Source organism: Parapedobacter lycopersici (genome assembly GCF_024643285.1).
GTDB classification, from domain to species: domain Bacteria; phylum Bacteroidota; class Bacteroidia; order Sphingobacteriales; family Sphingobacteriaceae; genus Parapedobacter; species Parapedobacter lycopersici.
Window position 1 is genome coordinate 16,539 of sequence record NZ_JAMSLW010000002.1, and the last position, 22,090, is coordinate 38,628.

Annotated in this window: 25 protein-coding genes; 9 read left to right on the forward strand and 16 right to left on the reverse strand. The window is 48.9% G+C overall.

Annotated features, from left to right (window positions below):
- The 3 genes from proB to NEV57_RS04255 form a co-directional block, all read right to left on the reverse strand.
- Positions 1-1,035, reverse strand: a complete 1,035-nt coding sequence (proB, locus tag NEV57_RS04245; protein WP_257657055.1) for a glutamate 5-kinase — start codon at positions 1,033-1,035, stop codon at positions 1-3.
- A gap of 319 nt (positions 1,036-1,354) precedes the next feature.
- A complete protein-coding gene (locus NEV57_RS04250; RefSeq protein WP_257657056.1) occupies positions 1,355-2,797 on the reverse strand; it encodes an amidohydrolase family protein in 1,443 nt (480 codons plus the stop codon).
- Positions 2,798-2,934: 137 nt separating this feature from the next.
- On the reverse strand, positions 2,935-3,552 hold the full coding sequence (locus NEV57_RS04255) for a GNAT family N-acetyltransferase (protein WP_257657057.1): 618 nt from the start codon (positions 3,550-3,552) through the stop codon (positions 2,935-2,937).
- A gap of 241 nt (positions 3,553-3,793) precedes the next feature.
- On the opposite strand from NEV57_RS04255, the gene NEV57_RS04260 reads away from it, so the two are divergent.
- Positions 3,794-4,246 carry a VOC family protein gene (locus tag NEV57_RS04260; RefSeq protein WP_257657058.1) on the forward strand — a complete coding sequence of 151 codons (453 nt, stop codon included), beginning with the start codon at positions 3,794-3,796 and terminating at the stop codon, positions 4,244-4,246.
- A gap of 371 nt (positions 4,247-4,617) precedes the next feature.
- Entirely contained in the window at positions 4,618-5,016 is a 399-nt protein-coding gene (arr, locus tag NEV57_RS15715; protein WP_307876400.1) for an NAD(+)--rifampin ADP-ribosyltransferase, read from the forward strand.
- A 29-nt stretch (positions 5,017-5,045) separates the two neighbouring features.
- Here the strand turns inward: arr and NEV57_RS04270 are convergent, their stop codons facing one another.
- Both NEV57_RS04270 and NEV57_RS04275 read right to left on the reverse strand, forming a co-directional pair.
- A complete protein-coding gene (locus tag NEV57_RS04270) occupies positions 5,046-5,912 on the reverse strand; it encodes an ATP-grasp domain-containing protein (protein ID WP_257657060.1) in 867 nt (288 codons plus the stop codon).
- Positions 5,913-6,213: 301 nt separating this feature from the next.
- Positions 6,214-8,673 (reverse strand): outer membrane beta-barrel family protein, encoded by a 2,460-nt coding sequence (locus NEV57_RS04275; RefSeq protein ID WP_257657061.1) that lies wholly within the window; start codon positions 8,671-8,673, stop codon positions 6,214-6,216.
- Positions 8,674-8,758: 85 nt separating this feature from the next.
- Between NEV57_RS04275 and NEV57_RS04280 the strand changes: the two genes are divergently transcribed.
- The 3 genes from NEV57_RS04280 to NEV57_RS04290 all read left to right on the forward strand — a co-directional run bounded on the left by NEV57_RS04280 (position 8,759) and on the right by NEV57_RS04290 (position 11,977).
- The gene (locus NEV57_RS04280) at positions 8,759-9,745 is read left to right on the forward strand and encodes a helix-turn-helix transcriptional regulator (RefSeq protein WP_257657062.1); all 987 of its coding nucleotides are present in this window, start codon (positions 8,759-8,761) and stop codon (positions 9,743-9,745) included.
- Between the two features lie 231 nt (positions 9,746-9,976).
- Entirely contained in the window at positions 9,977-11,371 is a 1,395-nt protein-coding gene (locus NEV57_RS04285) for an acyl-CoA--6-aminopenicillanic acid acyl-transferase (RefSeq protein WP_257657063.1), read from the forward strand.
- A gap of 189 nt (positions 11,372-11,560) precedes the next feature.
- The gene (locus tag NEV57_RS04290) at positions 11,561-11,977 is read left to right on the forward strand and encodes a hypothetical protein (RefSeq protein ID WP_257657064.1); all 417 of its coding nucleotides are present in this window, start codon (positions 11,561-11,563) and stop codon (positions 11,975-11,977) included.
- A gap of 129 nt (positions 11,978-12,106) precedes the next feature.
- Here NEV57_RS04290 and NEV57_RS04295 read toward each other — a convergent pair whose 3' ends face one another.
- The 11 genes from NEV57_RS04295 to NEV57_RS04345 all read right to left on the reverse strand — a co-directional run bounded on the left by NEV57_RS04295 (position 12,107) and on the right by NEV57_RS04345 (position 19,512).
- The gene (locus tag NEV57_RS04295) at positions 12,107-13,069 is read right to left on the reverse strand and encodes an alpha/beta hydrolase family protein (RefSeq protein ID WP_257657065.1); all 963 of its coding nucleotides are present in this window, start codon (positions 13,067-13,069) and stop codon (positions 12,107-12,109) included.
- A 124-nt stretch (positions 13,070-13,193) separates the two neighbouring features.
- Positions 13,194-14,588 carry an MBL fold metallo-hydrolase gene (locus NEV57_RS04300; RefSeq protein WP_257657066.1) on the reverse strand — a complete coding sequence of 465 codons (1,395 nt, stop codon included), beginning with the start codon at positions 14,586-14,588 and terminating at the stop codon, positions 13,194-13,196.
- A 42-nt stretch (positions 14,589-14,630) separates the two neighbouring features.
- Positions 14,631-15,146 carry a DUF6691 family protein gene (locus NEV57_RS04305; RefSeq protein ID WP_372340058.1) on the reverse strand — a complete coding sequence of 172 codons (516 nt, stop codon included), beginning with the start codon at positions 15,144-15,146 and terminating at the stop codon, positions 14,631-14,633.
- A 4-nt stretch (positions 15,147-15,150) separates the two neighbouring features.
- Positions 15,151-15,711, reverse strand: a complete 561-nt coding sequence (locus NEV57_RS04310; RefSeq protein ID WP_257657067.1) for a YeeE/YedE family protein — start codon at positions 15,709-15,711, stop codon at positions 15,151-15,153.
- Between the two features lie 89 nt (positions 15,712-15,800).
- Complete coding sequence (locus NEV57_RS04315) at positions 15,801-16,598, reverse strand: sulfite exporter TauE/SafE family protein (RefSeq protein ID WP_257657068.1); 798 nt, start codon at positions 16,596-16,598, stop codon at positions 15,801-15,803.
- A 95-nt stretch (positions 16,599-16,693) separates the two neighbouring features.
- Positions 16,694-17,344, reverse strand: coding sequence for a Crp/Fnr family transcriptional regulator (locus tag NEV57_RS04320; RefSeq protein WP_257657069.1), 651 nt, complete (start codon positions 17,342-17,344; stop codon positions 16,694-16,696).
- 84 nt (positions 17,345-17,428) lie between these two features.
- Positions 17,429-17,830: a VOC family protein gene (locus NEV57_RS04325; RefSeq protein ID WP_257657070.1), complete on the reverse strand. Its 402-nt coding sequence runs from the start codon at positions 17,828-17,830 to the stop codon at positions 17,429-17,431.
- An 11-nt stretch (positions 17,831-17,841) separates the two neighbouring features.
- Positions 17,842-18,291: an SRPBCC family protein gene (locus tag NEV57_RS04330; protein WP_257657071.1), complete on the reverse strand. Its 450-nt coding sequence runs from the start codon at positions 18,289-18,291 to the stop codon at positions 17,842-17,844.
- A 36-nt stretch (positions 18,292-18,327) separates the two neighbouring features.
- On the reverse strand, positions 18,328-18,699 hold the full coding sequence (locus tag NEV57_RS04335) for an iron chaperone (RefSeq protein ID WP_257657072.1): 372 nt from the start codon (positions 18,697-18,699) through the stop codon (positions 18,328-18,330).
- Positions 18,692-19,066, reverse strand: coding sequence for a DoxX family protein (locus NEV57_RS04340; RefSeq protein ID WP_257657073.1), 375 nt, complete (start codon positions 19,064-19,066; stop codon positions 18,692-18,694). Before NEV57_RS04340 ends, NEV57_RS04335 begins: the two co-directional genes overlap by 8 nt.
- Before the next feature lie 26 nt (positions 19,067-19,092).
- Positions 19,093-19,512, reverse strand: a complete 420-nt coding sequence (locus NEV57_RS04345; RefSeq protein WP_257657074.1) for an SRPBCC family protein — start codon at positions 19,510-19,512, stop codon at positions 19,093-19,095.
- Positions 19,513-19,652: 140 nt separating this feature from the next.
- On the opposite strand from NEV57_RS04345, the gene NEV57_RS04350 reads away from it, so the two are divergent.
- The 4 genes from NEV57_RS04350 to NEV57_RS04365 all read left to right on the forward strand — a co-directional run bounded on the left by NEV57_RS04350 (position 19,653) and on the right by NEV57_RS04365 (position 22,009).
- The gene (locus tag NEV57_RS04350) at positions 19,653-20,630 is read left to right on the forward strand and encodes a GlxA family transcriptional regulator (RefSeq protein WP_257657075.1); all 978 of its coding nucleotides are present in this window, start codon (positions 19,653-19,655) and stop codon (positions 20,628-20,630) included.
- A 131-nt stretch (positions 20,631-20,761) separates the two neighbouring features.
- A complete protein-coding gene (locus NEV57_RS04355) occupies positions 20,762-21,100 on the forward strand; it encodes an ArsR/SmtB family transcription factor (protein WP_257657076.1) in 339 nt (112 codons plus the stop codon).
- Positions 21,084-21,569 (forward strand): SRPBCC family protein, encoded by a 486-nt coding sequence (locus tag NEV57_RS04360; protein WP_257657077.1) that lies wholly within the window; start codon positions 21,084-21,086, stop codon positions 21,567-21,569. The genes NEV57_RS04355 and NEV57_RS04360 overlap by 17 nt, the downstream gene beginning before the upstream one ends.
- Positions 21,566-22,009, forward strand: a complete 444-nt coding sequence (locus NEV57_RS04365; protein WP_257657078.1) for a nuclear transport factor 2 family protein — start codon at positions 21,566-21,568, stop codon at positions 22,007-22,009. The genes NEV57_RS04360 and NEV57_RS04365 overlap by 4 nt, the downstream gene beginning before the upstream one ends.
- Positions 22,010-22,090: the final 81 nt, after the last annotated feature.

Below are 22,090 nucleotides of genomic sequence, written 5' to 3' on the forward strand. Positions count from 1 at the left end.
TTATAAGAGGACGATGTCGTCCGCGTGTGCGATTTCGATATTCTTTTTGTCTGTGGTGTTTTCAATCACCGCTGATTCGATCTTGGATTTGGCCACGGCATGTACAAGGCCCTGTTCGTCCACGATCTGGAACACTTCGCCGGTTGTGAAGCCACCGATCACTTCCGTAACCCCGACGGCGAGCAGGCTTCGTCGTTTTTTTAACGCTTCCAGGGCACCCTTGTCGGCCATAACTTTGCCGGAAATGAGGCTGCCGGTAGCCATCCACTTGTGGCGGGATGACACTTTCTTGGGCTGCGCCAGGCAGCGGGTGCCGGTTGTGCCTGTCACGGCTTTCAGAATGGCATCTTCGGTGCGCATACTGAAAATGACTGCCTCGATGCCCAGCTGGTTGGCTAACCTGGCAAAATTCAGCTTGGAGGTCATGCCGCCGAGCCCTACTGCCGATTTTTCTTTGCGGGCTAACGACAGGGCCTGCTTGTCAATCACCGGGATTTCGCTGATCACTTGTCCGGCTGCATCCAGTACGCCGGGTACTGAAGTGCTGAACAGGATCTTTTCGGCGCCGAAACCTACGGCGATAAGTGTAGCGAGCTCGTCGTTGTCGGAAAACTTAAGCTCTTTATTGCTGACCACATCGTTTTCATTTGCAATGGGTACGATGTGATTTCTCCACAGGGTCTCATAGGTGTTCTTCAATTGGAGAAACTGGTCGCGGTTGGCAAAATGCTGCCGCTCACAGAGACTCTGCGCCAGGGCGATTTTGTACGGCCTGAAATGCGTGGCATAAATGCCAATCAGGAGGGGGTTGCCAATTGCCGCAGCTGCTTTGCGCTCCGGCAGTGTACCCTTGTACCGGGGAATATAGGCTTTTCCTGCCGCCACGGCACCGGACGACACGAGTACCACGTTGTAATGTTCCTGTAGTTTGGCCGTCTGCCGCGCTATCTCCGTGATAATCTGTTCATCGACCAATCCGTCTGCCGTAGTAATCGCGGCAGAACCAAATTTGATGACAATGACGGGTTTCTTCATGAGCCAAAGATAATGCCTGCTAATTTCGTAAATTTTAACCGAATTCCGGGGGTTTTTGTACGGACAAACTGCTTTTCTTAGTTGCATGGCACGGCCACAGGCTATTCTTTGGGTCATTAGCTGCTTAATGCAGAATTGCCGCCTTATTTTGAATTTATTCTATATGCTGCTGAAATGACAGAGTATATGCGGCTTTTAGGGACCGAACTGGGCAATGCTTATCGCATCAAAGGACGCGTTACATGGCGCCGGCCGGGAGCATACATAACAAAAAAGGCGGATAAGTAACCTTACCCGCCTTTGGACATATTGCAAATTTTTATAACTGCTGTGCAGCGACGGGTACCTGAGCCAGTGCCGGCCTATGTTCCTCATCGACATCACTATGGGCTCTTCTTGCCGGTTGCGGAAGGTTAATCGGTTTAATACGACCATTCAGGTTGTACTCTACGTTTCCACCCCGAATGGTGATTTCATTGACGATGCGTTTGGTACCGTCAACGTAACCGTCATTACCCCAGAAACCAAACTTACCGTCGCGGACTTCAAAAATGGCAATATCGGCAATTGCACCTTCTGACAGGTGACCAAGTTCAGGCCGTTTGATTTCCTGTGCCGGTTCCCACGTACTTGCTGCCACAACGTCCTGCAAAGGCATGCCCATGGCCATGAATAAGCCCATGATATTCTGCATATCTTTCATAGCCGTGTTCATGCTGTTGATGTGCTGATCGGAGCTGATGGAGTTCGGGAGAAATCCAGCTTTGAAAGCTGGGGTAGCCCTGCGGAACGTAAAGCTGGAACCGCCGAAGCCGACGTCAAAAATAACACCTTTTTCACGGGCCGCAAGCACGAAGTCCTTTACTGTTCCGTCTTCGTTCATCAGATCCCTGCCGTAGATATGTGTAAAAATATCACCGGGACGGAACAATTCCATTGTTTTTTCTGAAAGCTGCCCGTCAAGCATGAAGATACCGCCCATTATTCCGGCAGCCTTAATGCCTTCCCTGATCGGCACCAGGTTACCATCGGGCTTTCCGGTATTGCCGTTGCCATAGTGTGCATTTTTTACCCCCACAATAATATCGGGATATTTCAGCCCCATTTCTCCGGTCTTCTGTGCGTCTATCTCGGCTTCGTTATTCTCTCCTTGACCGTCCATACCCGTGCCGATAATATTCAGCAAAGCAAGCACACGGGTTTTGGACACATCAATGGTCTGTCTTTTAAATTTCTCAAAATCCCGCCAGCCGGAACTACCGGCATCCACTACGGTAGTTACCCCTGTGCGAAGCGTAAATCCATCGGGCTGTATGCCGTTGGGGCCATCTTTGTAGTTAATGCCACCCATGTTGGTTCCCCAGAAATTGTGGGTGTGGATGTCAACAATACCGGGCGTTACATACAGGCCAGTAGCATCGATTACCTGTACGGCCAGGTCCGGGTCGATATTTTTTGCGACCAGGGCAATATGACCATCGGTACCTTTTACAGCAGGACGCGCCGGTTCAGCCGGACGGTCCGGCCGCCCGTTGGTGCCGGGACGTGCGGGTTGTGCATCCCGTGCCTCCATGGAGGGTGTCCATTCATGATCGATAGCGATATCCATCACTTCATCGATATTGTTCTTGGGGTCAATTACGTGACCTCCTTTGATCACGTATTTGTACAACTTAGCGGGAGCTGCCGCCGGTTGCTGTGCTTTTACGCTGATACTGATCAGAAAAAGCGATGCCAGCACGGGTACGAATATTTTTTTCATTGTTTTTGGTTATATTTTCAAAGCTAATATAGGTATACCAGCCTTTGTTGCAAATAGAATAGCTTTTTGGCAGTATTTAAGTTACAAAAGGGTAAAGTCCTGCTGGGCTCAAAACAATGTTTCGGATGGCCGGCGAGTTAAGCCCTTATCCATTCTTCCTTTAGTAAGCCCGTTATACATTCATCCATGACTGCACCATTGGCCATGGAGATATAGGCCTTTCTTCTTACGCCCTCAACTTTATATCCCAGTTTTTCCTGCATTTTAAAGGACACTTCATTTCCTTTAAAATAACCGTTTTCCAAACGTCTCAACTTCAAGTCTTCAAAGGCAAACTCAATCCGCTTACCAAAAGCCTCAGCTCCGTACCCCCGGCCATGAAACTTGTCATTTAACCAAATGCCACCACCGGCAGTCCCCTGGGAGAAGTTGATTTTATCAAGGCTTAAACCGCCAATGACTTTTTGAGCTGATTTAAGTTCAATGGCCAAATGATAGTCGGTTCTTTCCTTGCCGTTGCCTGAACTATTGAGGCAGTACTGTATCCACTTTTCAGCATCGGCAACTGTATATGGGTGTGGGACAAAGGCTAACCATTTCACTACATCCATATTATTTAACCCTTCTACCAAATCATCAATGTCGGTTAAATTCCATTCTCTTAAAATCAATCGGTTTGTTTCTAGTACCATTGTTACTGTATTAATGGGAATGATGTAAAGCGCTTCAAAAATAAAAATCACAATTTTTGACACCAAATGTTGGTAAGCAGGGGTATCATCGATACTGTTGTGAAAATTCTGCTGTTGTCGTATAACAGGTAGTTGCTTCTATTTTCAGTTACTATATCGCAAAACTAATAAAAACAAGGACTAACGGCATGTCGTGTCAATCGGGTATTCTCCCTGAAAATATGTCTTGGTTTGCAAGCCCTCAGCTACTACTTTTGTTAGTAACCCGAAAGTTGACATACTAAATTATATAAAACGAAAAACCATGGCAAACAACAAATTACTACGGATGGATAACGTCGGAATCGTTGTGGAATCGCTAGACAAAGCCATTTCTTTTTTTTCGGAAATAGGCCTGAAGCTCGAAGGACGGGCAACAATAGAAGGTGAATGGGCGGGCCGCGTTACCGGGCTGGGCAATCAGCATGTTGAGGTCGCCATGATGGTGACACCGGATGGACACAGCCGGCTTGAACTTTCGCAATTCCACACACCGCCAATTATTTCAGACCATCGTACAGCTCCGGTGAATGCGCTCGGCTACCTCCGTGTCATGTTTACGGTTGAAGACATAGACGAGCTGGTATCCAGGCTCAGCGAACACGGCGCACAGGTCGTTGGTGAAGTGGTTCAGTATGAAAACGCATATCGGCTTTGCTATATCCGCGGGGCCGACGGACTCCTTATCGGACTGGCAGAACAGCTTGGCAATAAATAAGACTTACCACAGCAAAATAATGAGCGATGGAATTTAACCCAAACAGCAAGATTGTAAAACTATGTATCCAGGGAATGGGCCTGGAAGAAAAAGGAAGACCGGAAGAAGCGGGTAGCACATTTCTTCAAGCCTGGAATGAGGCAGCAAACGACTTTGAAAAATTTATTGCCGCACATTACGTTGCCCGGCATCAACAAAATGTTTCCGACAGATTAAAATGGCTCGAAACAGCTTTACAGCTTGCATTGAAACTAAATGATGACTCCGTTAAAGCGGCTTTTGCTCCGTTATATACAAGTATTGCTAAATGCTATGCCGATTTGAACGACTTTGACAGCGCCAAAAAGAATAATGAACTGGCGGATCTGGCCATGCAAGGCCCCACTGACAAGGGTCCGTTTTATCACGGCACAAAGGCGGATCTGCGCGTCGGCGATCTGCTGACCGCAGGTTATGGTTCAAACTACGATCCGAAACTCACCATGAACCATATTTATTTCACCGCCTTGGCTAATGGAGCCGGGCTTGCTGCGGCATTGGCTAAAGGGGATGGACATGAGCGCGTTTATATCGTTGAACCAACAGGTAGCTTTGAAAATGATCCGAACGTTACGAACAAAAAATTTCCGGGCAATCCAACACGCTCCTATCGCACGGCTGCACCTTTGAAAATTGTCGGTGAAGCAACTGACTGGGTGAAACAAACAGCCGAGGAACGTCAAAAATGGCGTGAAAAGCTGGCAAATAACAAAGGAGAGATCATCAATTGATCCTACTGGCCGATATCCTTAATAACAATTCAAATCAAGGCTATTAACGCCTGGTAATAATTTTCCAGTAGATTTTTATCACCATTAAAAAACAAATACGGCTCGATCAATTCCAATTCCATCAATGTAAATGAATTGTTTACAATGACACCATCTACTCTTGCGTAGAGCGTAGGCTGCGGCAGGTGCTTTAAATAAGTCCCGGCCTGCGCGACGTGCAACGCGTTGGGTGCCGGATAACTAATGCTGCCGCCGTGGTGATGCTGTACTCTGAAGTCATCCTTTTTAGGCGTTTTTAATGCACAGTGGCTGTACCTACCATTAAAAAACAGAAAAGACCATTCGCCATTTTTAATTTCTTCCACAAACGGTTGTACAATGTAATCCGTTGCTTTTAAAAATTGTGCGATTTCGTCTAACTGTTCGTGATAATTGTTTTTACTAATGGTTATCGTGTTCTGCGCCCCTGCGCTTACACAGGGTTTTAACACCAGTTTATCCGTACCGAATACTTCAAAGAAATGAGGGTCAAATAGGGATCCCTTTTCAAGGTATTCAGCAGAAATTACCGAAAGTCCTTTTTTTGCAAGGTCCTTCAGGTATAGTTTATGGCTGTTCCATTTGATAATTTCTGTCGGGTTCAATACATGGACGCCCAGTTTATCCAGGCTATCCAGCCACATCAGAAATGCCGTCAAATGATTGTGGTAATCCCAGGGGGATTTAATGATGGCCACGTTAAACTCGCTCCAGTCTACCGCACGATCATTCCAGATCGCGGGGACCGCGTCTGATCCTTTGCCCTTCAAAAATTCAATGAGGTCTGTATCTTCATCATTGGCAACGCCCTGTGTGAATTTTTCCTGTTTCTTATAACTGACTATGGCAATTTTCATCTTCGTGCTGTCTTGATTAAATATGTTTCTGCCTGCCTTGCAAATTTATGCCAAGTATAAGCTTTAGAATAAAATACCATTAGCTAAAATTCCGAAGGAAAACGGTCTGCTTTTAAGGGAAGACGAAATCCGATGGCTTGGCGGTAGCAGCTGTTGGCTCCGGAATAGCGCATGAACGGCAATCATTAACCGAGAATAAATCATTATCATTTGGCGTGCTGTCTCTTGTAGAAGGTTCACTGGACCGGTTACATTCGCATGGAACAGCCTTTAAAAAGCCCTGCAGCCTAACTGGCATATCTTAGCCGCCACCTCTGATCCGCTGTTGCTCGTCCTCGGATCCCGTCCGTCGATCACGGGCCTGGATTTGCTGCCCGAAACGGAAAGTGGCTGAAAGGGTGACTATGCGTGAATCCAGGTTGAACCGCTGCCGCATTACCACCCCATCTGCTACGGACGTAGGGCGATAATCCATCGTCCGGAAAATGTCTGTTGCGGCCAGCTTGACCGTTAATCTTTCCTGTACCAGTTTCTTCATCAAACCGGCCGCTACCGCACCGTAAGCATTGACGCGGAATACCCCATCGGCCTGTGGCGTTTGGTATTCGCCGATCACCTCCGCGCCCCACCCGTTACCAAAGGAAAACGTATTGATGGAATTGAATGTGGCCGACCACTGGGCGTTGTCGATGATCTCCCCGTTGAAGGAACCACGGTAACGGTTGTTAAACCCATTGAGGTTGTTAATACTTGTCCAGAATCCAGCTGGCTTCAGGGTATAGTTGAGATTCACACCCACGTTATAAAACCCGTCGATATTCTGCAGACTTTGGATCGTCACGTTTTGCTGCGGCAACTGGGTTAACACGCTGGTCATAACGTCATTGATGTATGTATAATACACGGCGGCACTCAACGTGCTGCCGAGCATTGCATTAAGCTCAAAGGCGTGGACCAATTCGGGCCGCAAATAAGGATTTCCTTCCCAGAAAACAAAAGCATCCACGTAATAGCGGAACGGATTGAGATCGTCATAATCAGGCCGCTGAATACGCCTGCTATAGGATAACTGAATACTACGGTCCGCATGGGGCTTATAGGCGACTGAAATGTTGGGGAACAACTGTGTATAATGCCGTTCGGTAAGCTGATCAGCGGTAATTTGATGCCCTTCGGTACGGGTGTGCTCTAAACGGAGTCCGGCCATCACATGCCACTGCTCACGCTCCAGACTGTAACTCGCATAGCCTGCATGAATCTGCTCCCGGTACCGGAAATGGTTGCTTGTGCCGGCATCGGGTATCCAGCTGCCATCACGCAGTGTATCATTCATTGCATTATTGTCTGCATCGATCCAGCTGCTTTTCCAGCCGGCTTCGATTTTCTGACCGTTACCAATGTGATGCAGGTAATCCATTTTGCCAACGAAGACCGTAGTTGTGGATGGCGTCTGCCCACGGCGGACGGAGGTGAACGCATCCTGAAAGGCGGTTTGCTGGAAATCAGAAACCAGGTTTTGGTCGGCGGAGTAATCGGCATAGGTGTAATCAAAATTGGCCGACAGCTCGTGGTCGCGCGGACCGATTTTACGGAGTAAATTCAGGTTCAGGCCCTGGGTATTCCATAAACTGACCTGTTTGTTGTCGGTTAATGCATTGGATACCATACTGCCGTCAAGAAAGGCGACGTCGTTATAACCCTCACTCAGGTTTTTATAACTTCCGAAATTACCGGTCCACAATGCGCCGAGCGTAAGCCGTTCATCGGCGTTGTAGTCTATGCCGAATTTGGCATTGTGGGTAGCCAGCGGCTCGTCCGTTTGCGAATACTGGTTAGATACCTTCGATGAATCCGGGCGGGCAGCATCGTTGAATTGCCTCAGGAACGTCCGGTATTCGCGCTCGCCCCGATAGCTGTAATCATAACCCGCTACGGCATTCCAACGATTGTGCCGTGCATTGAGGGCAAGCCCTCCCCCATACCGCGGTTTGCGGCTGGTTGCGGCAAAAGAATGTGCCGTACCGTTTATCCCGCTGCGGCGGTCGCTTTTCATCACGATATTGATCAGGCCCGCATTTCCCGCGGCGTCAAACTTCGCGGAGGGATTCGTAATGAGCTCAATGCTCTTGATCGACGAGGATTGCGTGCCTTTCAACAGCAATGCCAGCTCCTTCTCAGAAAGATAGGAAAGCTTACCGTTGATCAGTATCTGTACCCCTGATTTACCGCGCATTGTGATGTTGCCATCGTTATCCACACGAACACCGGGAGCCCGTTGAAGTATTTCAAGCACGGTCATCCCATCGGCGAGTATACTGTTCTCCACATTAACCACCATCCGGTCGCTACGTTGTTCAACCAGCCGCTGCGGCCGGTTGATCACTACTTCGGTCAACAGTTGATCATCTACCATTAGTTGATGGGTTCCCAGGTCAGCGGTACCGGATACTACAGCCACGGAGCCGCTAACGAGTGGTTTATAGCCCAGGAAAGAGATCCGGAGCAGGTAGCTGGCAGGGAGTAACTGTACTTCAAAACGGCCTTCCAGGTCTGTAGCAATCGTTGCCACTACCGTACTATCGGCCGTGGCCGCCAGTACCTCTACGGTAGCCATTGCCACCGCCTGCCGCGCCTCATCCACCACCGTGCCACGCACGATAGATTGTGCACATACTAAACCGCTCAGGAAACAAAAGAAGAAAGTGGTGCTGATTAGCTTTTTTATAGTATTGGTCAACAGAAAACGGTATTGCTTCGTCATTATTTAAATTAATTCTAAACAACGGCAAAATTATTGCTTAATATTGCATTTCATTTACGCAAACAGACAAAAAGCAATAACGATTTTGGCCACGAATAAACTCGCCCCGGGAACGGTTACTTTAGCGGAATACCAGCGTGGGATTACGGAGATACATGACAACCATCAATTGTTTGTAAACAAAATAGCGGACCTGGCCATCAGGGAAAAACAGATGAAGTATGCCGGCGTGGAGGTTGTATACCGGGAAATTGACATCGAAAACCCATGCATACTTGAGGTGGTTCATCCGGCGGGCCTTCTGAAATTACAGTTTGAGCTGATGGGACATTCCGAATTTACACCCAATAAAAACACCCCTTCATCAATCCCCGTGCTCATCCCCTGCGGTCAATTCAATGGTATTTACATGCCGCATATTGCCGGACAGCTTTACTACCCACATTCCCGTAAATGTCTGGACGTGACCATGACCTTGGATTACCTGCATCGCGTCCTTGGGCCGCAAACCCGAGTCATTGCTGATTTTCTATCCCAGGTAGCGCGGAGACAGCCATGCCTGCTCCATAAACGTGCGCAACGGATAACCGTGGAAATGCACCGCTGCATCAATGAAATCATTAGACCGAGCGTATCTGCCCATCTTCAGGCGCTATTCATTTCCAATAAACTTGACGAACTTATCCTGCTGATTGCCGATGATATCAGCAGACAGACCAACCCGCTTCCGGCACTGGATAATCTCGATGACCGCGGCAATATACTGCGACTTAAACAGTGGATCGCCGAGCACGTCACTGATCCGATCACACTCTCCCAACTGGCAGCCATTGCCGGGATGAGCACGTCCAAACTCAAAACTGTTTTCCGGTCCAGTGCAGGGTTGCCGGTCATGACCTACGTAAGGCAGCAAAAAATGGAATTTGCGTACCACCTGCTTTTTGCACAGCAATATACCGTCGGTGAGGTTGCGGCAATGGTTAATTACCAACACACCCAACACTTCACGGCGGCATTCAAGCGGACATTTGGCAAACTTCCCAGTGAAGTGGCTTACCAGCGTGCGGTTTAGCCGTTAAATAAGACGCTGCCTCCCCCATTTGCGCGGATCCGCCGGCATAGCTTATTGCAATGGCGTACTGCATGTATGTCCGCTTTCGAACAGCTAGTGTACGGACTTGAACAGCCCCTTAGCTCAAAAAGCCACTTTTAACACCGTGGGAAGGCATTATTAGTGACGGCACCGTTGTTGCCAATCCTCCCGCGAAATAAAACACTTCTTTTAACTTCAACGATGATTAACATGATCAATATGGTATTTAAGTACCTTGTCTGTACACTGGCGGTGGGCGTAACGGGCCATGCCGCCGTAGCTTGCACTATTTTTATTGCGTGTGATAAACATACTGTGCTGGTAGGGAATAATGAGGATTTTACACCCGGCACACCTACATTTTTATGGGTAAGGCCACCGCAGGCTGAAAAAGCCGGGTATGTGTTCTGGGGATTTGAGGAAAAATACCCCGAAGGCGGGATGAATGATGCAGGCCTGTTTTTCGATGCGGCTGCGCTGCCGGAAAAGATAGCGATCAAAAAAGACCCGGAAAAACCGGATTTCGACGGATACCTTGTTGAGACGGTATTGTCGACGTGCCGTACCGTACCTGAAGCCGTTGCCCTTGTACAGCAATATAACCTTACCTGGCAGGAAAAAGCACAGATTATGATTGCAGACAAAAGCGGCGATTATGCTATTATCCACGCCAATTATGTGATCCGGAAAACGGACCCGTTATTTGCCCTAACCAATTATGCGCTGATGGGAGAACAACCGGCGAATTTTAGCTGCTGGCGGCGCGAAACCGTTTATCAGCTACTTGATCATCAACAGCCCACCGTGGCACGGATGAAAGAGGCCCTCAGCCAGACTACCCAGAAATCATCGGATAATGCGACACTGTACTCCCAGATATGTGATTTGAAACAGGGTGTGATCCACCTGTTTCAGCAACACGATTTTTCACAGCATGTAACACTCAGGCTGGCAGACTACTTAACACAGGGTAAGAAGGACCTGCGCATCGCTTCGCTCTTTCCGACGCGGATTGCCGACACGCTGCATGCATACCTACAGACGCACACGATCGCGGAAACCATAACGCATTATCATACCCTGAAACAGGAGAACGGCGCTGCATTTGATTTCGCGGAAGATGAGCTGGACCGGCTCGCCTACCGGCTTATAGATGAAGGCCGCTCTGCCGATGCATTGATACTACTGCAGCTGAATCTGGAAAATTTCCCGGACGCGGACCGGGCCAAGGCTTCCCTCGCCAATGGCTATTTATTGAACGGTAATGCTGAGCGGGCCGATAGTTTATACAGGGAAGCCGCGACAATTAACCCGAATAATAATTATGTCGGCCTGTTCGGGCAGACCAGCGGTCAGGTCAATTTTCAGATTAAGGGAATGCCCGGGGCAAAAAAGATCGCGCTCGTCGGGTCGTTTACCGACAATGGAATGCCGGAAGAATTATTGACCCGCGAAGGCGATACCTGGAGTTATCGCAAAACGCTGCCTGCCGGAAGGTATACGTATAAGTTTCTCGTAGACGATACCTATTGGATGGAGGATCCCGGAAACCGGGTACACACCAAGGTGCAGGACTGGTATGACTCCACCCTTATCGTCAGGTAATTTCAGCGATGCTTCCCACCGGTATCCGTCGGCCGGAGCTGGGCAAATAAAGGCTATCAGCTTTCACAATACCGATAAATAGGGTATTGTGAAAGCTGTACTGTTAAGCTAAATTTGCCCGGGCTCCGGCCGATGGATACAAAACGGCTACAGTTAGCTGTCAAATTATCATTTTTAGTCATTCAGACCATGAAATACTGCCTTACGCTTTTCACATTGCTTATCCTATTCGGTTTAAACAGTTGTTCCAAAGGAGAGGGCAACCTCCTCGATAAATATCGGTATGAAGTGACCGGTACGGTCACTGCGCCCGTGCATATCCAGTATACGCCGGATATCACAAAAGCCATTCCCGATGACGACGATTTGGACGATTACGAGGTGACCACCACACTGCCCTGGTCTAAAGCCGTCGAGCTGCATCCAAATGTCTCGGGCGCAGGCTGTTCAGCCGGCACTTCGGATGCGGTACCCGGACAAACAATCAATATCAAAATCTTTAGAGACAATAACCTGGTGGCCGAGCACGAAACCGTGGTGGATGCAGATGGATACGCCCAGCTTCTGCTGAATTATTACAAGGACGGGACGGTTAATAAGTATTAATTGAGACCATCCGTTTTCATAAGCGGGGTTCGTCGATACAGGAGCTGCTGAATGAAGACACCCGGAACCGGCAGACTGCTTCTGTACCATTGGAGATCAACCGTAGAGCAAGTGATAACAGGTCCTTAATTAACGCGTAATAAACCCGATAACCTCATCCACGACCCGTTGATGTACCGCCGACCTGTCAATATTTTCGGCGTCCTGAAAATAGACAGGGCTCTGCTCTTTTTGTAAAGCCGATCCCTCGGGCAGGAAAATATAATGGCCGATATCGCCTTCCAGCAGGATATACTTGGATGTATTGATCAATTGGTGGTAATGGGCGGCATTAGTGGCCACAGGAGCTATCTCATCTGCTTCGGCGCCGATAATAAGTAATGGCCGGTCTATCGCTTTAAATTGTTCTTTGCTGCCGAAGCCAAGTCCCCAGGCAGGTGCAAGCGCAACAAAATAAGCTATCCTGCGGTCTTTTAAGTTATCGGGCGCCTCACTAAAATCGACTTCGTCTACGTACTGCATCAGATCCGCTAGTTCAGGAATGGCTATTTCCCTTTCATACTTAGGATCCGTCATGTTTGAAAACAGCAACTCGGTATCCATAACCGCTCCCGCTAAAGCAATGGACGTATACCCACCGAACGAGAATCCAATCATGCCGACGCGGCTGAAATCGAGCCTGTCTTTAAACTCCGATTGTTCCAGATAATCCAGCACAAACGAAATGTCAAGAGGTCGCTCCCAGTACCTTAGAAAGTAGGCCGGAATGATGCTTTCGGAACTATTGCCATAGTGCTCAACCGACACGACGAAAAAGCCCTGTTCAACGAGACTGCTGGCAAGCCACGAAAGACTAAACCGGTTGCCTCCCGTACCATGCGACAGCAGGACGATGTGATGTTTTGTGGGGCCAATAGCACTAATACTCACCTCCCGATCCGCTGTGCCCGCATCGGGGGGTGCCCAGTATGCAATGGTGACGGGCCGGTTTCTGGAAGAATCACGGAGCTCAATGGTGATGCCTGATTTTACCTGGGCATAACCAAGGAATGCAGTAAGCGAAAATGTAAGCAGCAAAAATATAGGCTTCATAGCATAGGAAGACAATTGATGGCCTAAATATACTTTAAATCAGCAATAATGTGTCACGCATTGGCTAAATTTTGCCTTTGTGGCTGCGCTGTTTAAGCGGTGTCCATTAAAATCGCATAGCACGTTACGCGCAGCTGATGAGCTGGTTCGTGGCCGACCAGGCCGCCATGCCACCTGAGAAGTTTTTCACATCCTTGAAGCCGTTGGCCGCCAGCAGTGCCTGGGCAATGGCCGAACGGGCACCCGCCTGGCAATGGATGACGAGCTGTTTGCTGCGATCCAGTTTTTCCAGGTTATCCGCAAGCGTACCGACAAACAGGTTAATGGCACCAGGTACATGTCCCGCGGCATATTCAGTGGCGCCGCGCACGTCAACTACCTGAATATCATCCCGGCCGAGCAAAGACTTAAACGTGTCAATATCGATAATATCGCGGGTTTCCAATGCCAGTCCCAGGTCGCTGACCGTTGGAATGTATCCAATGATACGGTCCATACCGATACGCATAAGTTTGCGCGTCAGGTCTTCAATCTGCGCATCGTCGGCTACCAGCACGAGCGTTTCATCGTATCCAACCAGCCAACCTACCCACGTAGCGAACGAAAGGCTGTTCTCCACGCCGAGGCTACCGGGAACGGCACCTTTGGCGTGCATGTCCTTCGGGCGGGCGTCAATAATGCGGGCACCATCCCGGTATGCCGAAAGGAATTGTTCTTTGGTGAGCCTGGGGTGTTTTGGCACTTCCGTCAACAGCGGGCGATCCACTTTATTCCGTTTTTTCATCGTGGCAAAATACCGCGGTGGCTCGGGCTGACCGGTCAATAGATAGTCAACGAATCCCTTTTCATCGTTTTCGAAGCGGAATGCCCAGTTCCGTATCAACTCATAACCCACCGTTGTACTGGGCACGGCACCCAGGGCCTTCCCGCAGGCCGATCCGGCACCGTGACCCGGCCAGACCTGCACATAAGGCGGCAGCTCACTGAACTTCCGCAACGACTGGAACAATTCACGTGCACCGATATCCTGTGTGCCCACCAATCCCGCTGCTTTTTCCAGCAGGTCGGGGCGGCCGACGTCGCCCACGAAAACAAAGTCGCCGGTAAAGAGCATGACCGGCTCATCCGTAGCCGGATGGTCGCGCAGCAGGAAACTGATGCTCTCGGGCGTGTGGCCGGGTGTATGGATGACCTCCAGGGACAGGTTGCCCACTTTGATAACACTTCCCTCCCGAAGTCCTTCGTGCGGGAATTCGTATTGCCAGTCCGGACCACCCTCGTCCGAAAGATGCATAGCAGCTCCCGTCAGCGCCTCAAGCTCGCGGGTGCCGGAAAGGAAATCCGCATGGATGTGCGTTTCGGTGAGGTGCGTAATGCGCAGCCCGTTTTGCTTCGCAATATCGAGGTACGTGTCTACATCGCGCTTGGCATCAATGACGATGGCCTCGCCGGTCGCCTGACAGCCGATCAGGTAACTGCCCTGAGCGAGTGATTTATCATAAATGTGCTGGAAAAACATGGCTTTTGATTTTGTCTTAGCTGAATATTGAATGAATTATGCTTAATGGGGTAGGTTATCCCGCAGTTTACCGTACAACCAGGTACCCGCAATTGCGCTGAGCAGTACGACGGCTACCACAGTGGCTCCCGTACCGATCTGGACGAATAGGGGTCCCGGACAGGCACCGGTAAGGCCCCAGCCCAATCCAAAGAGCAGGCCCCCGTAAATCTGCCCTTTGTTGAATGTTTTCGGTGTAAACGTAATGGGCTCACCGTAAATGGTCCTGATATTAAACTTCCGGATCAGCCATACGGATAGCATACCCACGATCACCGCCGATCCGATGATGCCATACATGTGAAACGACTGAAACCGGAACATTTCCTGGATGCGGAACCAGCTGATGATTTCCGCTTTTACGAAAACGATCCCGAACAGAACCCCCACCACCAGATACTTTATGTTGTGATACCACCGATGCTGTAACTGCGATTCATTGACGCACATGGTATCCTGTCTGCGCACTTCCGAATCCGTATGGTTCATTGCTGTACTTCTTGTTATTGAATTTTCCATCGTCTTATCCTAAAATCAGTGGGAGTAATACATTCGCCATCAGGAATCCTCCGGCCATGAAGCTTATGGTTGCGACGAGCGAAGGCCATTGCAGGGTACTCAACCCCATGATGGAGTGCCCGCTGGTGCAGCCCCCTGCATAGCGGGAACCGAAGCCGACCAGAAAACCGCCACCAACCATCATGATAAGGCCTTTTGCCGATAACAGGTAATCCCAGTTATAGAGCTGCTGCGGCACCATGGAACTGTAGTCGTTGATGCCGTACCCGGCAAGTTCGGCAACGAGGGAAGCGTTTACCTCAATCGGCTGGGGATTGGCCAGCCACAAACTGGCGACGATACCTCCGCCGAACGCGCCGATCACGAAAAACAGGTTCCAGAATTCCTTTTTATAATCGTATTTAAAAAATTTGATATCCGAGGGAAAACACATGGCACAGGCATGGCGCAGATTAGCTGAAATGCCGAAGTGCTTATTTCCAAGGATCAGGAGTACGGGAACCGTAAGTCCCACCAACGGCCCGGCAATATACCATGGCCAGGGTTGTTTTAACCATTCCATCATATGCATTAATTAATTTTCAAGTATCATGATACAAAAGTACTGACGATCACTGCTCCGGTTGGTGACTTGCATCACTTTCAGCCATTATTTTAACAAAGGAAAAGCTCATTAACCAGAATGTACAGGCTCATCAGCAACACAAACCACCCAAAACCTTTCTGCAGGCGGTGGCTGGGTACCCTAGCGGAAACGCCATTACCTACATAGAATCCAAGGATAGCCAGACCGGTGACCAGCAGCAGGAACCCCCAGTCGATGGGCATATTAGTCACATCACCGGTAAAACCCAGCAGGGACTTGGCGGCAATGATCAGCAGGGATGTGCCAACGGCCATCTTCATGGAGAGCCTGCTCAGCAACACCAGCGCCGGGATGATCAGGAATCCGCCGCCGGCTCCCACCAGTCCCGTCAGCGAACCAACGAGAATCCCTTCCAATAGGATCATCGGATAATTGTACTGTATTACCGCATCATCGGGACAGTCCCTGCACGGTTTCTTGCGGATCATGGAAATGGAAGCCGCCAGCATCATCAGCGCAAAGAGCAGCATGACCGCCACCGGCTTGCCCAGGGCAAAACCGCCTACGGTAAAGATTGGGTCCGGAATCGCCGGCACCAGGTACTTGCGCGTAGCGTACACCGTAATGATGGATGGGATACCGAATATAACGGCTGTTTTAAGGTCTACCAGCCCTTTGCGGTATTTTGGCCAGGCCCCCACCAGACTGGTAGCCCCTACAATAAAGAGCGAATAAGCCGTAGCCGTAATGGGCGGCAGGCCAAACAGGTAAACCAATACGGGAACGGTGAGTATGGAGCCTCCACCGCCGATCAGGCCGAGGGCAATACCAATAAATAATGAAGCCAGATAACCAACGAATTCCATTTGCGATTACAGTCTAACTATCGCAAAGGTCGCTCATCATACGGCTAATCTCGGTGACCCAGGTCACACGATATATATTTTACATTACCGGTTCATCACCGAAACCCATCCAGCAGCTGGATGGCATTGCGCTGGAGGGCTACTTTTCCGTGCTGCTCCATCTTTTTGAGCAGGCGCGAAATAACTTCCCTGGAAGAGCCCAGGTCGCTGGCAATCTGCTGGTGTGTGGTATAGAGCTCATTGGAGCCGGATTGCCTGCTGAGTTTTTTGAGGTGGTACTCCAGCCGCTCGTCCATGCTTTTAAACGCAATATGGTCAATGACTTCCAGCAGTTCCTCAAAACGGGAGCGGTAAGTTTCAAGCACAAAATAATACCACGTCTTATATTCCCGCATCAGGTCATCCATCATTGCAATGGGAACGAGCAATGCAGTGGTGTCCTCAACCGCTGTCGCGAGTACCTCGCTCCTTTCCTGCTTGGTCGCGCAAATGATGGACAGCGCACAGGCACTGCCGGGTTCCAGGTGATAAACGAAAAACTCACCACCCTCTTCCCCCTGGCGGTATACCTTAACCAGGCCCTCGACGATCAGCATGGTCGACTTAAAATACTGGCCGGGTTGCATCAGCTGTTCACCCGCGGGGAAGGTCCTGACGCTGCACACTGCCGTCAATGCATTTCGCAGGCCGGGCTCGAATTGACTGAACCGGGTGGCCAAGATGTCGTGTATATCGGTTGTTTCCATGATATCCGTTGCTGGTGCTGAACGTTGATAAAGTTACGCGTTTTACCGCAACGGCGCAAAATACCGGGCAGATCGCGGTACTTGCTAAACACCCAGTATCCACCTCACATCAAAGGCATCGGTTACCTCAACCAGCTTTTGGCCTTCGTCAGCTACGGCAAAAAGATGCGCTTTATTAGTCTTCAGTTTTCCAATAAGCGCCTTCCGGTCATCTCTGTTTTTGCAATGCAGAAAAATAGCCAGGTAATTACCGAGCGTTCTTCCTTCGTTATGTATCAGGTCCGAACCATGGATAATGATGCGATCGGAAACAAGTGACCCACTGACGACAGGCTTTTCCGGGTAACCCGGCAATTCCTGTTCAAACATTTCAAATTGTACGGTACCACCAAAGCAGGTTTGGTAATGGGTGAGTGCTTTCCTGCAATTGCCGGAAAACGTAATGAATACGGCACTCACCCATTTTCGACGATTAGGGTCAGCCATAGCAGATCAGATTAAGCATCCGGAATTTCAGGTTCTACAAGCTTCATTAATTTATCCAGCGACTCCTGCCAGCCTAAATAACACATTTCAACCGGTATTTCCGCCGGGATTCCCTCCTGCACCACCTTGAGTTCGGTGCCGCACGAAACCGCGGTTAACCATACGGTTGTAGTCATTTCTCCGGGTAAATTGGGGTCGTCGAACGTATCGCTGTACCGGATAAATTCATTGGGTTTTATTTCAAGATACGTTCCGCTGAAAGAATGTCCGTTTCCCGTGCTGAAATTAATAAACGTCATATTGTACGTCCCGCCCACCTTAAAATCCATGTGTTGTACTGTGCATACAAAACCATAAGGTGGCAGCCAGGTTGCATGGGCTACCGGGTCGGCAAATGCCCGAAATACCTTCTCCGGGCTAGCCTTGATTACCCGGTGTAATGAAACTGAATTGTTTTTCATGATATTAAAATTTAATGGGTGATTAATTCATTCGTCTTACTTCTTTGCTTTTTCCTCATTCTCCTTTTTCCGGAATGCGACAATTTTTCTGATCAGCGCTTCGGGCAGCGGTTTATCGGTAGGAATCTGAATCACCGATTTACTGGTTTTATACCCTGCCAGATCCGCCTTGAAATGTTCCCAGAATGCCTCACTGTAGGGATGCGATATGGAGACATGTTTCGGAAAAGCACAGTAGTAGATCAAATAACCGTGGTATTTAAAACAAGGTATCTGGTAGCTGATGCTTTCCGCCGCATCGGGTACGGTTTCGTGAATGATTTTCCGGATGGTCTGCATCCGCGCCAACGCCTCACCGCTAAATGCCCCGTAATATTCATCAATGGTTTGATAATCTGTCTTAGCCATGTGTATGGATTTTATGGTTATATACATAAGAAATCGCAAGAATACCCAGCACAATCAGCGGCAGCAGCATAAACCCAACGTTCTGGTCTACAAATGCATGACTGATAAAGGCAAAGATTAAACTAAACGTAAGTCCTGCATACGCCCACTCCCGTAGCCTGCCCGGTGTTTTCGGGTAGGCAATGGCGAAAACACCGAGTGCTTTGGCGATGATCAGTGTATGGGCAAAGTAATCGGGGTAGCCTAACGGCTTGGTACCGGCGTTCGCGTACTCCGGCGCAAACAGCAGCGTGCTGAGCGGCATAATCCCCTCCCAAAGGATGATGATGGTGGTCGCTACCCAAAAGATAATTTTGTACTTTTTCATTTTACTCATTATTAACGGTCTATAAATCAGTTTGATTCAACAAAATTCACAAAATTGTTCAGGATGGCCTGCCATCCCTGTTTCTGAAATTCAGGGTCATTTTCTGTTTCCGCATCAAATGTGGTGGCAATGCTTGTCTTGCCGTCCTGTTCGGTAAACAGGGTGGTCGCCTTTCTCCCGTCCGGCATAGTGTAGGTAATCTCCCGATGGGGATCCACCTGATCATAAGTGCCTTCAAAGTCAAAACCGAAACTGCCATCCTTCGCTTCCATCCGATGCTTAAACTTACCACCTACGCGCAGGTCATTTTCACTGCTTGGGCTGTGCCAGCTTGGATCGGGTGTGTTCCATTGCATAATATCGCCCGGGGTATTCCAGGCTTCCCAGACTTTTGCTACGGGCGCATTTACTGTTGCTTCTACCGTAATTCGTGTTGCTTGTGCCATTGTCTTTTTTTTGTTTATTGATTTTTACAATTCAAAATTACAACGGGTCAGGAACTTACGGCGGTTGTGAAAATGACAATCTTAGGGGTAGATTATGACAAAACTATTTTCTACCTTGCAGTGTAATACCACTGATTGCTATGCAGATTTCTGTCTTTGTACCGGAACACGGGGTAATTGAAGCGGTTACACCGCCATTCAGAACCTTCAATACCGCCAACGAGTTTTTAACCACATTTGGCAAAAAACCCGTTTTCAACGTCGAGTACGTCGGCTTAAAAGAATATGTGCCGGCAAATAACGGCGAATACACCATTAAAACCGACCGGTTGCTCAAAGACGTAACGGAAACCGATTTATTGATTATACCACCGACATTTGGTGACACCGCCAAGGGAATCCAGGCCAATGCCGCGGCAATTCCCTGTTTTAAAAGGCTGCATGCGGGCGGATCAAGTCTTGCCAGTTTGTGTATCGGTGCATTCCTTTTAGCCGAAACGGGCTTACTTAACGGCAAAAAATGTTCTACACACTGGGCCTATATCAGCGAGTTTAAAGAAAGGTACCCGGATGTGGAAGTGGAAGATGGCGCCATCATCACCGAACACGATAATATTTACAGCAGTGGCGGGGCAAGCAGTTTATGGAACCTGATACTATACCTGGTCGAAAAGTTCTCCGACAGGGAAACCGCCATCATGATTTCGAAATATTTTGCACTGGATATCGGTCGGGACAACCAATCGCAATTTGCGATATTCAAAGGACAGCGGAATCACGGCGACGATGATATCCAGCAGGTACAGGATTACATCGAAAAAAACTACAGCAATAAAATAACCATAGAAATACTGGCCCAGTTAATTAATACGGGCCGCAGAACCTTTGAGCGAAAATTCAAAGAGGCGACCAACAATACGCCCATAGACTACATCCAACGGGTACGGATAGAAGCTGCCAAGAAATTCTTTGAAGCATCAAGACGGAACGTAAGCGAAATTATGTTTGATGTGGGGTATACGGATACGAAAGCATTCCGGGATACCTTTAAAAAGATTACGGGGCTTACACCAATTGAGTACCGGAATAAGTTCGCAAGGGTGGCCAATGAAATATAACCTGTTTTAGGCCGGCTGACCTTCGGTAATATCCCCTCCCAGTTTGCTCCTTTCTTTTTTCTGTTAAAAAAATTACAAAAATTTGCACAACCGAATGGTTGTGTTTATATTTGCAACCAAATGGTTGTATTATGATCGAAAGACGAGATGTTTTCCAGGCTATTGCAGACCCCACCAGAAGAATGATCATCCAGAAGCTGTCACGTGGACCGTTAAATATCGGCCAGATCGTGGAAGATTCGGGAATTACCAGGCAGGGGATTGCCAAGCACCTCAAAGTGTTAAATGAATGCGGCGTGATTTCGCTTACCCAGAAAGGCCGGGAACAATTTTGCGAAGCCCGGCTGGACCAGTTAGATGAAGTTGTTGATTGGGTAAATGCATCCCGCAGGCTGTGGAACCAGCGTTTTGAGAAACTGGACAAATTTTTAGCGGACACAAAAAACAACAATAATGAAACCACACGATAAAGAACTGCTGATCTCCCACTTGTTCGACGCCCCCATCGGGATCGTTTTTGATGCCTGGACCGATCCGGAAAAGTTAACGCACTGGTATGCACCGGATGGATGTACCATAACCTACAGAACAATCGAAGTTAAACCGGGCGGGCGATTTCACTCCTGTATCCATGATCCTGTACATGGCGAATGCTGGATCATTGGCACCTACCTGGAAATATTACCCCCCGAAAAGCTGGTTTTCACCATGCAGCTTTCCGATGAAAACGGGCACCATACCAATGCGCTGGAGGCCGGAAAGTCGGCCGACTGGCCCGCCGAAATACGAACTACCGTGACTTTCAAATCCATCGGCAACCAGACGACAGCAACAATCCATCAAACGGTTTCAGAAACGGAAGCTAAAAAAACCGGTGCCTACCAAAGCTGGATCAAAATGTTCAACAGGCTCAACCGCCAATTAATCGCTGAACGATGAAAAAGATAATCAAGTACAACGCCGTGCTGGCAGCAACGGTGCTGGCAACCATGCTCGTAACTGCTTCCAGGGAAAAAAGCCACAGCATCAGCCGGAATAAAAAGGTGGTGATGGATTATATGGATGGATTTAATGCGGGCGACCATCAGCGGATATTGGCGTGCCTGACGGATGATGTCATATGGGAAATGCCGGGAGTCTATCTCCATTCCGGCAAAGCGGCATTTGATAAGGAAATAGAAAACGACGCGTTTGAAGGCCGGCCAATAATTCAGGTGACCCGCTTGGTTGAAGAATCGGATGTTGTCGTCGCCGAAGGCACGGTGCAGGGAAAACGGAAAGGCGGAGATCTATTTAATGCCGTTTTCTGCGACGTATTTCATATGCATAACGGCAGGATCAAAAAGCTGACCAGTTACCTGATGTTCGCCGGCCAGTAACCAGGCCGGTTAACCGGGGTACTCGTTGCGGCGTTTAAAATCCGAAAAGTTCACCATGCGCATTTTCCTAAAAATGCCATC

Excerpts from the sequence above, each read along its gene's own strand:
- proB (WP_257657055.1), bottom strand. The coding sequence starts at position 1,035 with ATGAAGAAACCCGTCATTGTCATCAAATTTGGTTCTGCCGCGATTACT.
- NEV57_RS04250 (WP_257657056.1), bottom strand. The coding sequence starts at position 2,797 with ATGAAAAAAATATTCGTACCCGTGCTGGCATCGCTTTTTCTGATCAGT.
- NEV57_RS04260 (WP_257657058.1), top strand. The coding sequence starts at position 3,794 with ATGGCAAACAACAAATTACTACGGATGGATAACGTCGGAATCGTTGTG.
- arr (WP_307876400.1), top strand. The coding sequence starts at position 4,618 with ATGCAAGGCCCCACTGACAAGGGTCCGTTTTATCACGGCACAAAGGCG.
- NEV57_RS04270 (WP_257657060.1), bottom strand. The coding sequence starts at position 5,912 with ATGAAAATTGCCATAGTCAGTTATAAGAAACAGGAAAAATTCACACAG.
- NEV57_RS04275 (WP_257657061.1), bottom strand. The coding sequence starts at position 8,673 with ATGACGAAGCAATACCGTTTTCTGTTGACCAATACTATAAAAAAGCTA.
- NEV57_RS04285 (WP_257657063.1), top strand. The coding sequence starts at position 9,977 with ATGATCAATATGGTATTTAAGTACCTTGTCTGTACACTGGCGGTGGGC.
- NEV57_RS04290 (WP_257657064.1), top strand. The coding sequence starts at position 11,561 with ATGAAATACTGCCTTACGCTTTTCACATTGCTTATCCTATTCGGTTTA.
- NEV57_RS04295 (WP_257657065.1), bottom strand. The coding sequence starts at position 13,069 with ATGAAGCCTATATTTTTGCTGCTTACATTTTCGCTTACTGCATTCCTT.
- NEV57_RS04300 (WP_257657066.1), bottom strand. The coding sequence starts at position 14,588 with ATGTTTTTCCAGCACATTTATGATAAATCACTCGCTCAGGGCAGTTAC.
- NEV57_RS04305 (WP_372340058.1), bottom strand. The coding sequence starts at position 15,146 with ATGGAAAATTCAATAACAAGAAGTACAGCAATGAACCATACGGATTCG.
- NEV57_RS04310 (WP_257657067.1), bottom strand. The coding sequence starts at position 15,711 with ATGATGGAATGGTTAAAACAACCCTGGCCATGGTATATTGCCGGGCCG.
- NEV57_RS04315 (WP_257657068.1), bottom strand. The coding sequence starts at position 16,598 with ATGGAATTCGTTGGTTATCTGGCTTCATTATTTATTGGTATTGCCCTC.
- NEV57_RS04320 (WP_257657069.1), bottom strand. The coding sequence starts at position 17,344 with ATGGAAACAACCGATATACACGACATCTTGGCCACCCGGTTCAGTCAA.
- NEV57_RS04325 (WP_257657070.1), bottom strand. The coding sequence starts at position 17,830 with ATGGCTGACCCTAATCGTCGAAAATGGGTGAGTGCCGTATTCATTACG.
- NEV57_RS04330 (WP_257657071.1), bottom strand. The coding sequence starts at position 18,291 with ATGAAAAACAATTCAGTTTCATTACACCGGGTAATCAAGGCTAGCCCG.
- NEV57_RS04335 (WP_257657072.1), bottom strand. The coding sequence starts at position 18,699 with ATGGCTAAGACAGATTATCAAACCATTGATGAATATTACGGGGCATTT.
- NEV57_RS04340 (WP_257657073.1), bottom strand. The coding sequence starts at position 19,066 with ATGAAAAAGTACAAAATTATCTTTTGGGTAGCGACCACCATCATCATC.
- NEV57_RS04345 (WP_257657074.1), bottom strand. The coding sequence starts at position 19,512 with ATGGCACAAGCAACACGAATTACGGTAGAAGCAACAGTAAATGCGCCC.
- NEV57_RS04350 (WP_257657075.1), top strand. The coding sequence starts at position 19,653 with ATGCAGATTTCTGTCTTTGTACCGGAACACGGGGTAATTGAAGCGGTT.
- NEV57_RS04355 (WP_257657076.1), top strand. The coding sequence starts at position 20,762 with ATGATCGAAAGACGAGATGTTTTCCAGGCTATTGCAGACCCCACCAGA.
- NEV57_RS04360 (WP_257657077.1), top strand. The coding sequence starts at position 21,084 with ATGAAACCACACGATAAAGAACTGCTGATCTCCCACTTGTTCGACGCC.
- NEV57_RS04365 (WP_257657078.1), top strand. The coding sequence starts at position 21,566 with ATGAAAAAGATAATCAAGTACAACGCCGTGCTGGCAGCAACGGTGCTG.